13 protein-coding genes are annotated in these 14,357 nt (G+C 70.0%); 2 read left to right on the top strand and 11 right to left on the bottom strand.

Annotation, left to right across the window (positions count from 1 at the left end; all coding sequences use genetic code 11):
* Nucleotides 1–114: 114 nt before the first annotated feature.
* The gene (locus Q2K16_RS21895; protein ID WP_368052491.1) at nucleotides 115–1,347 is read left to right on the top strand and encodes an IS110 family RNA-guided transposase; all 1,233 of its coding nucleotides are present in this window, start codon (nucleotides 115–117) and stop codon (nucleotides 1,345–1,347) included.
* Here Q2K16_RS21895 and Q2K16_RS21890 read toward each other — a convergent pair.
* The 3 genes from Q2K16_RS21890 to Q2K16_RS21880 all read right to left on the bottom strand — a co-directional run bounded on the left by Q2K16_RS21890 (nucleotide 1,336) and on the right by Q2K16_RS21880 (nucleotide 3,455).
* Nucleotides 1,336–2,172, bottom strand: a complete 837-nt coding sequence (locus tag Q2K16_RS21890) for an IS3 family transposase (protein WP_302739767.1) — start codon at nucleotides 2,170–2,172, stop codon at nucleotides 1,336–1,338. The two genes, Q2K16_RS21895 and Q2K16_RS21890, sit on opposite strands and share 12 nt — an antisense overlap.
* Nucleotides 2,169–2,462, bottom strand: a complete 294-nt coding sequence (locus Q2K16_RS21885) for a transposase (RefSeq protein ID WP_302739765.1) — start codon at nucleotides 2,460–2,462, stop codon at nucleotides 2,169–2,171. Before Q2K16_RS21885 ends, Q2K16_RS21890 begins: the two co-directional genes overlap by 4 nt.
* Before the next feature lie 159 nt (nucleotides 2,463–2,621).
* Nucleotides 2,622–3,455, bottom strand: coding sequence for an SAM-dependent methyltransferase (locus Q2K16_RS21880; protein ID WP_302739764.1), 834 nt, complete (start codon nucleotides 3,453–3,455; stop codon nucleotides 2,622–2,624).
* Nucleotides 3,456–3,616: 161 nt separating this feature from the next.
* Here Q2K16_RS21880 and Q2K16_RS21875 point away from each other — a divergent pair, with 161 nt between their 5' ends.
* Nucleotides 3,617–4,633: a DUF6545 domain-containing protein gene (locus tag Q2K16_RS21875; RefSeq protein ID WP_302739763.1), complete on the top strand. Its 1,017-nt coding sequence runs from the start codon at nucleotides 3,617–3,619 to the stop codon at nucleotides 4,631–4,633.
* Here Q2K16_RS21875 and Q2K16_RS21870 read toward each other — a convergent pair.
* The 8 genes from Q2K16_RS21870 to Q2K16_RS21835 form a co-directional block, all read right to left on the bottom strand.
* Entirely contained in the window at nucleotides 4,616–7,060 is a 2,445-nt protein-coding gene (locus Q2K16_RS21870; RefSeq protein ID WP_302739762.1) for an EAL domain-containing protein, read from the bottom strand. The genes Q2K16_RS21875 and Q2K16_RS21870 overlap by 18 nt on opposite strands.
* Nucleotides 7,061–7,424: 364 nt before the next feature.
* The gene (locus Q2K16_RS21865) at nucleotides 7,425–8,696 is read right to left on the bottom strand and encodes a helix-turn-helix domain-containing protein (RefSeq protein WP_302739760.1); all 1,272 of its coding nucleotides are present in this window, start codon (nucleotides 8,694–8,696) and stop codon (nucleotides 7,425–7,427) included.
* A 203-nt stretch (nucleotides 8,697–8,899) separates the two neighbouring features.
* Entirely contained in the window at nucleotides 8,900–9,901 is a 1,002-nt protein-coding gene (locus Q2K16_RS21860) for a hypothetical protein (RefSeq protein WP_302739759.1), read from the bottom strand.
* 138 nt (nucleotides 9,902–10,039) lie between these two features.
* Nucleotides 10,040–10,843: a class I SAM-dependent methyltransferase gene (locus Q2K16_RS21855; RefSeq protein ID WP_302739758.1), complete on the bottom strand. Its 804-nt coding sequence runs from the start codon at nucleotides 10,841–10,843 to the stop codon at nucleotides 10,040–10,042.
* A gap of 236 nt (nucleotides 10,844–11,079) precedes the next feature.
* Nucleotides 11,080–11,691: an ABC transporter ATP-binding protein gene (locus Q2K16_RS21850; protein WP_302739757.1), complete on the bottom strand. Its 612-nt coding sequence runs from the start codon at nucleotides 11,689–11,691 to the stop codon at nucleotides 11,080–11,082.
* Entirely contained in the window at nucleotides 11,675–12,475 is an 801-nt protein-coding gene (locus Q2K16_RS21845) for an ABC transporter ATP-binding protein (RefSeq protein WP_302739755.1), read from the bottom strand. Before Q2K16_RS21845 ends, Q2K16_RS21850 begins: the two co-directional genes overlap by 17 nt.
* Entirely contained in the window at nucleotides 12,472–13,491 is a 1,020-nt protein-coding gene (locus tag Q2K16_RS21840) for a branched-chain amino acid ABC transporter permease (protein WP_302739754.1), read from the bottom strand. Before Q2K16_RS21840 ends, Q2K16_RS21845 begins: the two co-directional genes overlap by 4 nt.
* On the bottom strand, nucleotides 13,488–14,348 hold the full coding sequence (locus Q2K16_RS21835; protein ID WP_302739752.1) for a branched-chain amino acid ABC transporter permease: 861 nt from the start codon (nucleotides 14,346–14,348) through the stop codon (nucleotides 13,488–13,490). The genes Q2K16_RS21840 and Q2K16_RS21835 overlap by 4 nt, the downstream gene beginning before the upstream one ends.
* Nucleotides 14,349–14,357 lie beyond the last annotated feature (9 nt).

Genomic DNA, 14,357 nt, shown 5'->3' with positions numbered 1-14,357 from the left:
CGCGAGTTCGGGCGCCGCCGGTGGCGAGGCGAACGGCTCGTGAGATGTCGTGCGGCAAGCACTGTCCATTAGGGCGTCGCGCCTCGCTGTGGTCCATGACAGGGAGGAGCAACGGTGGTAGCGGTGGCGTGTGGCATCGACTGGGCCCAGGATCACCATGATGTAGCTGTCGTCGGCGAGACGGGCGTCGTGGTGGCATCGGTCAGGATCAACGACGATGCTGCCGGCCTCAGTCAGGTCCTTGCGCTGCTGGCCGAGCATGATCCGACCGGCGGGAAACTGCCTGTAGCGATCGAGACGAGTCAGGGACTGCTGGTGGCTGGTCTCCGGGCCGCGGGTCGACAGGTGTTCGCGATCAATCCTTTGGCGGTGTCGCGGTATCGGGACCGGTATCGGGCCTCGCGCGGCAAGTCGGACGCGTTCGACGCGATGGTGCTGGCGAACATCCTGCGCACCGATGCGACCGCGCATCGGCCACTGCCCGCCGACAGTGAGTTGCTGCAGTCGCTGCGGGTTCTGACCCGGGCGCAGCAGGACGCCGCCTGGGACCAGGTCACGCTCACCAACCGGATCCGGACGCTGCTGCGGATGTTCTTCCCCGCCGCCCTGGCGGCGTTCGAGCGCGGCGGACGGCACCGGCTCGACTCGCCGGCCGCCCGGGTGATCCTCGCCGCAGCGCCGACGCCCGCGGCCGCGGCGGCGCTGGCTTCCACCGAGCTCGCGGCGTTGCTGCGCTGCGCTGGCCGCCAACGCGGCATCGCCGCCGAGGCGGACAAGCTGCACGGCATCCTCCGCGGCGAGCAGATGCGTCAACCAGCAGCCGTCGAGCAGGCCATGGGCCTGCATCTTCAAGGACTGGTGCGGCAACTCGACGCGGTCTGCCAGACGTTGCAGCAGCTGGAGCAGCGCATCGACGAGGTGTTCACCGCCCACCCCGACGCGAAGATCGTCACCAGCATCCCCGGTCTCGGCGTGCAGCTCGGCGCTCGGCTGTTGGCCGAGATCGGCGACGACCGCGGCCGCTTCGCCGACGCCCGCGCGTTACGTGCTTTCGCCGGTGCCGCGCCGGTGACCCGTTCCTCGGGCAAGAGCAGTTTCGTGCACGCTCGCCGCGCCAAGAATGACCGAATCGCCGCTACCGGATACGTGTGGGCGCTGGCCGCGGTCCGGCATGACTCCCAGTGGAACACCCGCTACCGATCCCGCCGTGCCGCCGGCGACAGGCACGTCGCCGCCCTGCGTCGGCTGTTCCACCTCATGCTCGGCAAGCTGCACCACTGCCTACGACACAACACCCTCTACGACTCCGGCAAGGCTTTCGCCGAACCCGCAACCTCAACTGCTTGACAGCCACCGTTGGTGAGATGTCTCGATGTAGGAGAAGACCTCCATCTCCAGTTCGTGACGGCTGGGCCAGGCGCGGGTGTAGACCAGTTCGGTTTTGAGGGTGGCGAAGAACGTCTCGGCCATGGCGTTGTCGTAGCAGTCGGCGACCGAGCCCATCGAGGCCAGGACGCCGCAGGAACGCAGGGTCCGGCCGAACTCGAACGACGTGTACTGGGTCCCGCGGTCTGAGTGGTGGATGACCTGGTCACGGGCAGGTCGGCGGTGTTGGATGGCCATGCCGACGGCGTCGAGGATCAACTCGGTGCGTAAGTGGTCGGCCATAGCCCAGCCGACGACGCGGCGGGAGTAGGCGTCGACCACGACGGCGAGGTAGAGGAAGCCTTCCCAGGTGCGCAGGTAGGAGATGTCGGCGACCCACAACCGGTTCGGGGCGGTGGCGGTGAACTGCCGCTGGACAAGGTCCGGTGCGGTCGCGGTCGACGCCGCTTTCCGGCGGGGCTTGCCGCGCCTCCGACGGTGGGCGCCTTCGATCCCGGCCAGGCGCATCAGCCTGGCCACCGCCTTGCGGTTCCACCGGTGCCCGCGCTCGTTCAGCTCGGCGGTGAGCCGGCGGGCGCCATAGACGCCGCGGTGTTCTGACCACGCCTGCCGGGTGACCTCGACACGTGCCAGGTCGTGGCGTTCCCGCTCAGCGGCGCGTTGCCGGCCGGCGCGCAGCCAGTCGTAGAAGGCGCTGTGGCCGACGCCAAGGAGCCGGCAGAGCAGACGGACCGGGTAGGTGGTCTTCTCCGCGTCGATGAACCGGTACACGTCGGTCCGGTTCACCGCTCCGTCTCGCGTGCGAAGAAGACCGCGGCTTTTTTCAAGATTTCCTTCTCCAACTCCAGCTGCGCGACCTGCCGCCGCAACCGGATCAGTTCGGCCCGCTCGTCAGCGGCCAGGTCGCTGGGCCGACCGCCGTCGCGTTCCTGCCGCATCCGGTCGACCCAGTTCCGCAGCGTCTCGTGGTTGACGCCCAACTCCCGGCCCACGTCCCGGATCGTGCGACCGGAGTCGAGCACCAAGGCCGCGGCCTGGCGTCGGAACTCCTCGGGGTACTTGCTCTGTCGAACCACAGCGGTTTCCTCCTCCTCGGCAGGATGCCAAGTCAAGAGGTGTCCAGCCTCAAGGGGTCACTTCAGGTCGACACGCGCGCATGTCCCAGGAACCCGTGACGCTCGGCTGCCCGTTCGAGCTGGCGGCAGCCGTGTTGCGCGAGTGGTGGGCTGTGATGGTCAGCGGCGGAACGCCACAGCGCCGCGCATCGGTGAGGGGATCGACGCGGCGACGTAAGGATCGGGTTCGCTGAGTTCGGGTCGCCAACGGTCGAGCGGCACGAGGCCAGGCTCGATCATTTCGAAGTCGCTGAACAGAGCGGTGATCTGCTCGTCGGTGCGGAACCGTATGTCCGTGGCGGCTTGCGTGCGGTAGACGTCGGCTGCCTGTTGCACGGTGGACTCGCCCCAGCGGTCGGGCACGTCGACGCCCACGTGGCTGATGACCATGGCGCTGCCCGGCACCAGCACATCCCGGATGGGCGCGATCACGGCGTCGATCTGCTCGTCGGGGATCAGTTGCAGCACGGAGCAGTAGAGAACCACGACCGGCTCGTCGAGATCGATGATCGACGCGAGGTCGCTGTCGGCGAGGACGCCGAGGATGGCGTCCGGGCGGGTGAAGTCGCCTTCGATCGCCCGGCAGCGCAGGTTGCCGTGGAGGATCTGGTTCGACGCCACCACCGCGACGGGGTCGATGTCGACGTAGAGGACGCGGATCTCGGGATTGACGGCTTGGGCGATTTCGTGGACGTTGCCCTGGGTGGGGATGCCGGAGCCGAGGTCGAGGAACTGTCGCATGCCTGCCTGGGCGAGCGTGTGGACGGCGCGGCGCAGGAACAGCCGGTTGGACAGGGCGATGTTGGCCGCGTCGGGCACCTTGCTCAGAACGTCTCGCGCCGCGCGCCGGTCGGCCTCGAAGTTCTGCTTGCCGCCGAGGAGGTAGTCGTACATGCGCGCGACGGTGGCTCGGGGACGTGGGGCATCGGGCGTGTTCGCCCGCTGGTTGGTCACCGCTTCTCCCACCCGGCCGTTGACGATCGTCTTTGTCAGCAGCCTAACCGACTGCCGTCAACGGTGGCGGCCCCGCACAGTACACAGGCGTGTACACAGCGATAGATGCGGCTACACTCTGACCTTCGAATCAGCGCTGATCACGATGCCGGGAGGTCAGGATGCTGCTGGCTCGAGCGCGCCTTCGGCGACGCTTGGCGAGAGCGGGCCTGCCTTCTCCGTGCGCGCCCTATACCGTCGACGCCTGGTGCACCGCGATTGGTGTGGCCCGGGGCCGGGACCTCGTGGTCGGCGATGTCGATCTGGAACCTGGCCACCCCTCCGGCCTGCTCATCACGGACCGACCGCAGCGTGACTTCATCCTGGTCGATCGCTCGCTGCCTGCGGTGACCCGGACCCAGACCGTGCTGCACGAGGTCGCGCACCTCGTCCTCGACCACCCCGGCGACATCCAGCATGATCATGTCGATCGGGCCGTCGAGGCTGAGGCGGAACTTGCTGCGGACCTCCTTTATCAGCGGCTCACCAAGGCCGCGGCGCATGGTGATGCGGACGACGACACACGGAACGAGCGCCCGCGGTGGCTGTCCGGCGAGAGGACGAGTTGGTGGGCCGATCGGCGCTCAGACTGGCACCTGCTGCACCTGTGGATGGCGCTGCGCGACGGCATGCCGGATCTCGTCATCGTCACCACCAGTACCGCCACCCCTGTCCCCACCGAGATCCGCGGTAGTCGGCAGCGGCACCGCACCGTCGTCGAGATACATGAGGCATTGCGCGCGTTGCGCCCTTGGTGCAGCCCGCAGGTCCACGCCAGTGCGACGTCGCGCGCACGCCGTCACCGTCTCGACGCCGCTGCGACGGCCGCGGTGGCCGAGGCAGCCACGGTCGCCGTGGCCCTGCGGCACCGACAGGCCGCCATCGCGCCGCCCGCCATCAGCCCGCAGCTGCCGCCGCCACCTCACGACCGTCATGATGTGGGCGCTGAGGCGCGGCACCTCGCCCGCGTGGAACGGGCGATGCGCGACTCGCCCCTCGTCGCCGCGGAAATCGCCAGGTGGGCGCCGGTGGGCCCGGCTGCCCTGGTCAGGCCCCGCGCGACCTCCATGATCGGTGACATCCCCGTGGTGCCGCTTGCGGTGGACCTGCCGCCTGCTCGATCAGCCCGACCGGTGTAACCGCCGCTGATCAGGTATCACTGCGACGGGGTGCGGAACCAACCGCTCGGCGTACGCGCGGATCTGGCTGGGGAACATCTCGCCCCCGAACAACTCGCCGCTTCCGTAGGCGCATCCCAGAGCGGCCAGTTCGTGGCGCTGGTCCTGGGTTCTGATGCCCGCGGCGACGGCGACGAGATCGAGGTCCGCCGCGAGGTCTACCGCCGCGCGGATGACCGTCCCCGCCGGACGCCACCGGTCGTCGAGCGAGAAGGCCGGGTGCAGGCGCAGGAAGCTCCAGTCGGCGGCGTTGAGGGCCGCGAGATCGGTGTGCCTGCTGCCGTAGTTGTCCAGGAGAAGGCGCACACCCATCCTGGTCACATGCGCAGCGGCGCTCTGGTCTCCCTCATCGCCGACGCCGCCGTTGAAGGAGTCGTGGCCTGCTTCCGTCGGTGGCCGGGTGAGCGCCAGTACCAGGCGCGATCCCGGCAGCCTGTGGGCGTCTAACAGTTCTCGCACCGTCGCGGCGAGCTGCGTCGTCACGGCAGCAGCGGGCACCGGCACGACCAGTGCCGCCTCGGGCAGCACGTCGCGCCAGGAGGTCGCCGCCGCCATGGAACGCGTCAGCACCTGTGACGCCAACTCCCCGAGGCTGTGGACATCGTCGATGTGCTGGTAGACGTAATCGTCCGCGGCGAGCAGATCGTTGCGCGAGTACAGCCAGCGTGGCACCGTTTGCACCATCGTGATCGTTCCGTTGGTCAGGTGCACCACAGGTTCGTAGGAGATCGACATCCGCGCCTGCGTCAGCTCGCGGGCCAACGACCACTGCCCTACCGTGCCTGACTCGTAGGACACGAGCCTGTCCTCGCTTCGACGCAACGCCCGCCACAGCACCCGCTCGGCCGCATCCAGCATCTCCGGTCCCGGTGCACCCGACGCCATACCGGCACTGGCACGCAGCTCGACACGGCGGCCACCGACGTCAAGGCCGTGGCGGAGCATCGCCACGGCCCTGCAGGCCCGCTGATACGCCAGTTCACTGGTCACCTCGCGCAGCACAAGGGCGAAGGTGGCGTCACCGACGCGGGCCGCGACAGCCGAGGGGTCCGCCGACAGGTGACGCAGTCGGTCCGCTATCTGCGCGAGAACCACCCTCGTCCAGTCCTGCCCCATCGTGTCGGCCAGGAAGTGCAGATTCTCCACATTTATCGCCAGGACGTGGCACGGTTCGTCGGGTAGCGCGGCGCACCACTGCGACAGCCCGAGCCGATTCGGCAGGCCCGTGTCCTTGTCATGGGTAGCCTCACGTGCGAGCAGACCATAGGCGTGCGCAAGGTCCACACTCGATGACAGCGTCGCGACGAACGCCCGCAGCGTCGCGCGTTCACGCACCGACGCCGTCTGGTCAGAGCCAGCCAGCCGCAGACGGACTTCGCCGCGCACACCTGTCATGTGGTCGCCGAAACCCTGCGTCAGCACCACCGGCGATTCAGCGCCAGCAGGGGCGTTGTCCACGGATCCGTCATACGCCACCAGCGCCACGTCTCCCCGCAGCACCGCACGGACCAGGCGCCGATCATGGGAGATCTCGATATCGGCGGACTGCGCGCCGAACAACTCCACCGCACCAGCAGCGGCGGTGTGCAGCACCTCATCGAGGTTCCTGGCGGACAGGGCGTCACTCAATGCGGTCAAGCGCTCCCAGACGCGTCGCTCCTCGCGGATCCGGAGCCGATGGCTTACCGCGAAGTACAGCGCCATCATCGTCGAGGGCAGCGCGATGAGGACGCGAGGCTCGATCAAGAGCGCGACGGCGATGGCCACCGCGGCAAGCACTTCACCGACGGCGACAACCAGTCGTGTCCGCCAGAGGAAACGCAGCGTCATCGCGATCGGCTGCCCGGTCGACCACGTCACCGCCGCGACCGTCACCAACTCTTCGAACAGCAGAGCCACGACCGCTGTGGCGAGGAACGCGACGATCACCCACGCAGGCTCAAGTTCCCTCCCGCCCGAGCCGGCGAGCGCTGGGCGGAAGCCGGCCCCGTACATCATCATCGCCGCCACTGAGGCGGTGACGACATCCACACTCGTGTTATGGACGAGCTTGTGCCGGCTCATCCTGAGCGCCGGCTGTCGAGCGGCACGGCCGAGCGAGACTCCAATGGCGGTGCAGATCACCACCCAATGCGCCGGCAGCACCGCGACGCACACGATGCACGCCGTCGGGATGAGGGTGATCCTGATCGGCATCCGGGACGGCAGGGGCATGGGCAACACCGCGCCCACCGCCATCAACGCCGCGCCCACCACCGCGTAGACCCAGGGCGCGGCCGGCGCCGGCGTGCCCATCTGAGCCACCGCCCAGACCAGACATGCCAGCGCCGTAACCGCTATGGCCCCTGTCAGCAGACCCAGCGCCTGCCTTCCGCGCCGGATCGACATCGATCATGCCTCCGTGGGCTCACATCGCAAGGTCAACGATGTTCCACGTTAGCCGGTTGGGCCAGTTCTCAGTTCCACTCGACGCCTTTGCGCATGGCCTAACCTCCTTTGATGTGACGACATTTCGAAGCTATTACTGCGCATCATCCGTAATCAACATCAAAGAGTCTTTTTGGTCATCCACAGTGGAACACGGCAACTGGTTGTAACAGTCTGTTCGCCACCTGCCCTGCGACTTCACCCTCAGTATTGATGTGGCTCGTCATAAAAGCAGCACCCGCCGGACGGGCACTGACGGCGGCCTGCACGGTCGAGCATCCCTGATGCGTTGACATCCACTGGTCGCGTCGCAGTGGCGCCGCGATCACGACGATCCCGCGGCGAGCGGCCGGTGTGCAGCACGCCGACGTATGGCCGGCCGCTCGCCTTGGCGAGGTGTGCCACCGCCGTGCGCAGGGGTCGTCTGCTCCGGGCGCACCATGTCGTCTGCTGCCATCGCCCGGGCTGTCATGCCTGCGCCGGGGGTAGGGACATCTCCCGGTTTCGCCGGGTTGATCGGGCAGGTCTTGTGGTTCTGCCACAGATGGTCGAGGTGCTCGACCATGCGGTTGGTGGCGGGATGGCCGGGGTGCGCGCGACGGTGGTGGGTGATGGTGTCGGCCAGAAGCGTGCGGGCGGCGTCGTGGTGGCCGAGGTCGTCCAGGACGAGGGCGGTGGTGGCTTGCACGGCAAGGGTGGGATGGGCGTCGGGGCCGGCGGTGGCAGCCAGGTGGTCGCCGAGTTGCCGGTATAGGCGGTACGCGCGTTGGCGGTGGCCTGCTCTGTGGTGGGCGGTGGCAAGGGTGTGTGCGGCGGCCAGGGTGGTCGGGGCGGTGGGGCCGTGGAGGTGGGTGAGGCTGCGGTGGGCGAAGTCGGCCCAGCGGATCGCCGCCGCGCTGTGGAGGAGAGTGGCGAGCAGGTGGGCGGCTTCGGCATGGAGCGTGCTGGTGGACGTGGTGGCGGGATCGACGGCGGCGAGGATGCTCTGCACGATGTGGCGGGCGCGGGTGGGGTCGGCGTCGGCGAGCTGATGGGCGAGGTGGAGAACCTCGGCCAGGGCGTGTCGGGGTCCGTTGGCCGTGATACGCCAGGTGACGTGTAGGTCGGTGGGGCGGGCGCCGACGGCGATCCGGGCGATGAACCGGTGGGCATGAGCGGCGGCGGTGCTTGCGCGCTTGGGGTGGGTGGGGGTGGGCACGAGGTGCGCGGCGTGTCGGAGCACCACTTGGCCGACGCTGTGCGCGACAGCCGTCGCGCTCAGCGGAGTCCGGGGGCACGGTGGTGGGCAGTCGTAGATGAGCCCGGCGTGGGTGAAGACCGGGGTCATGGGCAGCTGGCAGAACCGGCAGTGGAGCAGACCGTCGGGCAACACGACCGCGTCATTCGCGACGCCCATGTGCGTGCTCGGCGCGGTGGGTGCTGCTGCGGTCGCATGGGCGCGGGTTTTGGTCACCCAGTTTTGGAGTAGTCGACGGTCGAGGTGGAGTTCTCGGGCGACGGTGCTGATCGGGCCGCGTCGTCCCGCCGCGCGGGCAGCCTCGACCTGGCGTACTGCGTCGGCGATGACGTCGGAGGTGTATTTGCGGGGCTTGGCCACGGAAGGTTGGTCCTCGACAGGCTGGGGATCGGGGGCGATGAGATGTTGGCCCGCCAGAGCAATCGTCGGGGCGGTCGGAGGGGTTCCGGAGCCTCAGATGTCGATCTCGGCGGTGACGGGGTCACGGTCCGAGGTGTGCGGCGGCCCGTCGGGGATGCGAGGAGTCGCCGGCGGCTGAGGATCGGCGTGGCGCCTGTTACCTCTCACCGCGGGGAGGTGTTGCTCTGCGTCGGCCGGAGGGTGGGCTGTTGGCAGCCAACTGTCGGTGTGTGGGTGTTCGGGGTGCGGCGGCTGTCGACGTAGAGCCGGTAGGTGGCTGCCTCGGCGACGATCAGCGTCGGGTAGTCGGGTCCCAGGCGCGGGTCCTGGGGCGGGATGGGGCCGGTGATGACGCTGCGGGCGGCGAGCAGGACGCCGCTGTGTGCGTCGATGGTGAGGATGTCGCGTCGCGGCACACCGGAGCGGTCGGTGTAGGGGAGGATGAGGTCGGTGCCGGGCCGCTGGATGCGGTCGGTGACGCCGGCTTGCGCCAGGAGGCCGGGCTGCTGCGCGAGGAGCTGCAGGACCGCGGCCCGGACCGGACGGGTGAGCGCGTGGCGTTCGTAGAGCATGGCGACGCCGCCGACGATGTCCTGCGGACGGTTTTCCCCAGGGCCGCCCGCGATGAGCAGGTGGGTGCGCAGGGCGTCGGGTTGTCTCGGTGGGGGTTGGTCGAACCGGTTCCCGGTCCGGCCAGCCCAGCTGCCGCTTTCGTCGTCGTCGGGGGTGCAGCCGTGGGTTTCGAGGTGCACGCTGACCAGCCGGCCCTTGGCGGCATCGTCGGTGCGCCACAGGTGGTCGACGCGGATCCGTTCGGGCCACCCGGTGGGGCCGGGCGGACCGATGAGGTCCCGGTGCCAGGTGCGGCGCTCGACGTACTGGTAACCGCCACGGGTGGTGTCGGCGGGTGCGTCGGTGAGGGTGGCGGCCAGGCGGGTCAGGACCGGTCCGGCTGGCACCGGCGGCGCGCTACTCGCAGACGCCGTCGGCGGCGGTGGGCCGGGGTTCTCGTCGGCGGACGGTCCGGCGCAGGCTGCGAGGAGAAGCGACGTGGCGAGCAGCGTCGCGCCGGTGCGGGTTCGGATCATCGTCGCCGGCGGTGAGCTGGGGCAGTTGGTGTCGCGGGTGAGGAACCGGACCGCAGTAGCGGTGGGGATGAGGGGCATGGGTTGTCCAAGGGTCGTGGCACGTGTGGGCGGGAAGGAGGGATGAGGTGGTCGTGGAGCAGCGTCAGGGGGAGGCCTGACCTTCGTTTGGTGTCGTGGTGGCAGGCAGCAGCCACTGGGTCGATCAGGTGGGGAGGCTCAGGATGGTGGGGTGGGTTCGGGTTTCTGGGCGTGCACGGTGGTGAACTGGTAGCTGGAGACGACGACGTAGGGGTCGGCCATCAGTTCGGTGAACCGGGCGAGGTCTTCGACGGTGAGGCCGGTGTCGGTGAGGTGGTCGTGGAGTTGGTGGGTGTTGTTGGCGTAGAGGGCGCAGCCCGGTCCGCCGCCGGTCCAGGTTTCGGTGTGGCTGCGGGCGTGGACGTGGTTCATGCCGGCGGCGAGCAGTAGCGCGGGGGTGGTTTCGCCCCAGTGCAGGTCGACGCCGTGGTCGGCGAGGGTGTCGAGGACGCCGTGTATGACGCGGGTGATGAGGCTTGCGTCGGGTTCGGTGGGGGCACGGTGGACGATGATGCGGGAGTAGATGATCTCTCCGAGGACGAGCCATCCGCCGGGGCGCAGCAGGTCGATCGCCTGTCGGAGCAGGTCCATCCGGTTCGGCAGGTGTTCGAGTAGGCAGCGGGCGTGGATGACGTGATAGCCGTCGGGGGTGGTGGGGATGGGCTGGGTGCGTAGGTCGCGCTGGTAGACGTCGATGCTGCTGGTGGGGTTGAGGAGTTGGGTGTCGAGGTCGACGGCGGTGACGTTGCCGTCGGGTCCGACGAGGCCGGCGAGGTGGCGGGTGATGGAGCCGGCGCCGGCGCCGATGTCGAGGGCCCGCATACCGGCTTTCACCCCGACCCGGGCGAGTTCTCGGATGGTGTGGGGGTCGAGGACGTCCTGGAGGGGGTGGAGCTGGTGGGGGCTGTTGCGGAACTGGTAGTGCTGGCCGGTGGTGGTCATCGTGGGCTCGCTTTCACAAGTGGGCAGGGTTGTGGGGTGGGGGCGGTCCACCGGTTGCGGGGGCGTGGTGTCTGCGCGGCTGGGCTGGCCGGTGGCTCAGTCGTGGTGGTGGGTGCCTCCCACCAGCGGCGGTCGGTGCGGGTGCGGGTGGCTACTTCGGGTGGGCGGGGGTGAGGGTGAGGGTGGTCGTCCACCAGCAGGTCGACCTGCCGGCGGGTCACCGAGCTGTCCGGCGTTCAGCGTGTGGACGCGGTCGGTGACGGCGGTCGCGGGGTGGGCTTGTGGGAGTGCGACGAGCACGGTGACGCCCCGGTCGGGTAGGTCCCGGAGTACGGCGGTGACCTGGCCGGCGGTGTGGGGGAGAGTCCTTCGGTGGGTTCGTCGGCCAGCAGCAGCCGTGGGTTGGTGCGGAGGGCGCGGGCGATGGTGAGCATCTGTTGTTCGCCACCGGAGAGTTGGTGGCCGTGGTGCCGCCGTCGGGCTGCCAGTGGTGGGAACAGGTCGAGCAGCTCCTCCACCCCGAAGCCGGCACTGTTGACCGGGCGGGTGATGGTGAGGTGGTCGAGGACGGTCAGTGACGGCCATAGCCGTCGGCCCTGTGGGGCGAGCGCGATGCCGGCGCGGGCCATGTGGTGGGGGCGGATGCCGGTGATGTCCCGCCCGTGGAGGACGACCCGGCCGCTGGTCGGGCGGAGGTGGCCGGCGAGGGTGTGCAGCAGGGTGGTTTTCCCTGCGCCGTTGGGGCCGACGATCGTGTAGACGCCGGGGGTGGGCAGGTGGAACGACACCGATCGGACGACCGGGGTGTCCGGGTGGTGGCCGGCGGTCAGGTCACGGACGTGCAGCATGGCCGGCCTGCGCGCTGTCGAGGTGGAGGGCGCGCAGGGTGGGGTCGGCGCGGATGTGGTGGGCGGGTCCGTCGAGGTGTCGGCGGCCGTGGTGCAGCACGGTGATCCAGTTGGCGAGGGCGGCGACGAGGTCCATGTGGTGTTCGACGAGGATCACCGCCATCCATCCGGGCAGGGTGCCGAGGATGTCGAGGAGTCGGGTGAGGTCGGTGTCGGTGAGTCCGGCGGCGGGCTCGTCGAGCAGAAGCACCCGGGGTTGTCCGGCCAGGGTGACCGCGAGGTCGAGCATCCGGCGGTGCCCGTGCGACAGGGTGGTGGCCGGATCGTCGGCCCGGCTGGCGAGGCCGACCAGTTCGAGGAGTTCCAGAGGAGTCCGTTCCGGGTGGTGGCGGTGGTGCCAGCCGCCCATGCGTACGCAGTCGTGGGCGGTCAGGTCGGGGTAGACGGTGGGGTGTTGGAAGGTGCGGCCGATGCCGGCGCGGGCTCGCCAGGCGCTGCCTCGGCGGGTGATGGTGTGCCCCTGGTAGGTGATGGTGCCGGTCTGTGCCCGGGTGCTGCCGGCGAGGAGGTTGAGCAGGGTGGATTTGCCGGCGCCGTTGGGGCCGATGACCGCGTGCCGGTCGCCTGGTGCGATGGCGAAGGAGTCGAGGTCGAGGACGGTCAGCTGTTGGTGGGCGTGGCGCAGGCCGGTGGCGACCAGGCCTGCACCGTGGGCGCGGTCGATGTCGGCGGGGTCCCGCAGGGAGGGAAGGTGGTCGACGGCGTCGACGTGTTGAGTGGTCACGGGGACCTCCGGGAAGCAGATGGCAGCGGTGCGGGTCTCTCGGCCTCCTGGACCCGCCGCACCCCCTTGTGAAGACGGGCGGGGACGGCGGTCAGGCCACCGGGGAGCAGGTAGACCGCGGCGACGAACAGGGCGCCGAGGAGGAGCGGGGCGTGGCCGGGCCAGTCGGCGGCGGCCACGTCTCGCACGCCGAGGACGAGCACTGCGGCGATGGCGGCTCCGGGTGGGGAGTGTGTGCCGCCGATGACGGCGGCGAGCAGGGCCAGGGCGGCGGTGTCGAAGCCGATGTCGGCGGGGGTGATCCACTGGTGGGTGTGGATGAGCAGTGCCCCGGCGGTTCCGGCGATGGCTCCCGCGCCGGTGTGCACGAGCCACAGGTAGGTGGTGACGGGGTGGCCGCTGGCGGCGGCGCGGGTTTCGTTGCCGCGTACGGCGGTGAGGAGCAGGTGGTGTCGGTGCAGTAGCAGCATCGTGGCGGCGGTAGTGGCGACGGTGACGGCGGTGGCGTAGAGCAGCACGGGTCGGTCGGCGGTCAATGCTGGTGTGCTGGGTAGCAGGTGTGGGGCGGGGATGCCGGCGAGGCCGTCGGTGCCGCCGCTGAGTGTGCGCCACTGGGTGGCGGTGATTGTGGTCAGTTCCGCCACGGCGAGGCTGAGCATCAACACCACGGTGCCCCGGTGCCGGACCAGCAGCATGCCGAGTAGTCCGGCGGTGGCCGCGCCGGCCAGTGCGGCGGCGGTGAGGTGCACGGGGGCGAGGGTGTGGCCGGCCAGGGCGAGGCGGGCGGTGGTGTAGGCGCCGGCGGCGTAGGGGGCGACCTGCCCGAGGGTGGGCAGCCCGGCCGCGCCGGTGACGGTGGCGACGCTGACCGCGAGCAGTGCCAGGGGCAGCATCCGGGCGACGGTGGCAGGCCAGTAGCCGTCCGACGCCGCCGCCAGCACGGTGAGGGGGAGCAGCCAGGGCACCCATCGCCGTAGGTCGTCCCAGCTGTGGGGGAGCGGGAGGCGGGCGGTCATCCGGGCATCCCGGGCAGGGTCCGGCGGCGGGTGAGCAGGAGCAGGGCCATCGCGCCGAGCAGCAGGTACGGGGCGAGGGCGGGGATGGTGATCACGCCGATGGTCTGGACCAGGCCGACGCCGATCGCGGCGACCACCGCGCCGGGCACCGATCCGAGGCCACCGCAGACGACGATGACCAACGACAGCAGCAGCGTTGTCGGCGCGGTCCCGGGTCCGACCCCGAGGATCGGCGTGCACAGCGCCCCGGCGAGGCCGGCGAGCGCCCCGGATGCGACCAGGACCACGACATTGACGACGCGGGGGTCGACACCGATACCGGCCACCATGTGGCGGTCGTCGACGGTGGCGCGGATGAGCCGCCCGGCGCGGGTGCGGTGCAGCACTCCGTACCCGATGGCGGCGATAGCCACGGCGGCGGTGAGGGCCGCGAGCCGGTCGGCAGGGTAGGGGTGGCCGGCGATGGTCAGGGTGGTGTCCAGGGCGGCGGGTAGCCGGGGGCGTCGGATGTCCGCGCCGAAGACGGTGGTGAGCAGGTCTGCGCCGATGAGGGCGATACCGAAGGTGAGCAGCGCCTGGTCGAGGTGGCCTCGTCCGGCGAGGGCTGCGGTCAGAGCGGCGAGCACACCACCGCCGACGGCGCCGACTACCGATGCCGCCAGGATCGCCCAGATCAGACTCGGCCAGCTGCCCGTGCTGGTGGTGGCGGCGACGTAGCCGCCGGCGGCGATGAGGGTGCCGTGGGCGAGGTTGAGTACGCCGCCTGCGCCGAAGGCGAGGGTCAGTCCGGCGGCGGCGATGGCCAGGAGCAGCCCGTAGGCGATGCCGTCGAGGCCGGGGATCAGGTAGGTGCCCATGCGAACCAC

Source organism: Micromonospora cynarisoli (genome assembly GCF_030518815.1).
In the GTDB taxonomy this organism is placed as follows: Bacteria; Actinomycetota; Actinomycetes; order Mycobacteriales; family Micromonosporaceae; genus Micromonospora; species Micromonospora wenchangensis.
The sequence above is the reverse complement of the archived record's forward strand: the minus strand, read 5'-3'. Positions and strand labels throughout refer to the sequence as shown.

What these genes read in the sequence shown, in the direction of transcription:
- Q2K16_RS21875 (WP_302739763.1), top strand. Translation starts at nt 3,617, where the DNA reads ATGCTGCTGGCTCGAGCGCGCCTTCGGCGACGCTTGGCGAGAGCGGGC.
- Q2K16_RS21870 (WP_302739762.1), bottom strand. Translation starts at nt 7,060, where the DNA reads ATGTCGATCCGGCGCGGAAGGCAGGCGCTGGGTCTGCTGACAGGGGCC.
- Q2K16_RS21860 (WP_302739759.1), bottom strand. Translation starts at nt 9,901, where the DNA reads ATGCCCCTCATCCCCACCGCTACTGCGGTCCGGTTCCTCACCCGCGAC.
- Q2K16_RS21855 (WP_302739758.1), bottom strand. Translation starts at nt 10,843, where the DNA reads ATGACCACCACCGGCCAGCACTACCAGTTCCGCAACAGCCCCCACCAG.
- Q2K16_RS21850 (WP_302739757.1), bottom strand. Translation starts at nt 11,691, where the DNA reads ATGCTGCACGTCCGTGACCTGACCGCCGGCCACCACCCGGACACCCCG.
- Q2K16_RS21840 (WP_302739754.1), bottom strand. Translation starts at nt 13,491, where the DNA reads ATGACCGCCCGCCTCCCGCTCCCCCACAGCTGGGACGACCTACGGCGA.
- Q2K16_RS21835 (WP_302739752.1), bottom strand. Translation starts at nt 14,348, where the DNA reads ATGGGCACCTACCTGATCCCCGGCCTCGACGGCATCGCCTACGGGCTG.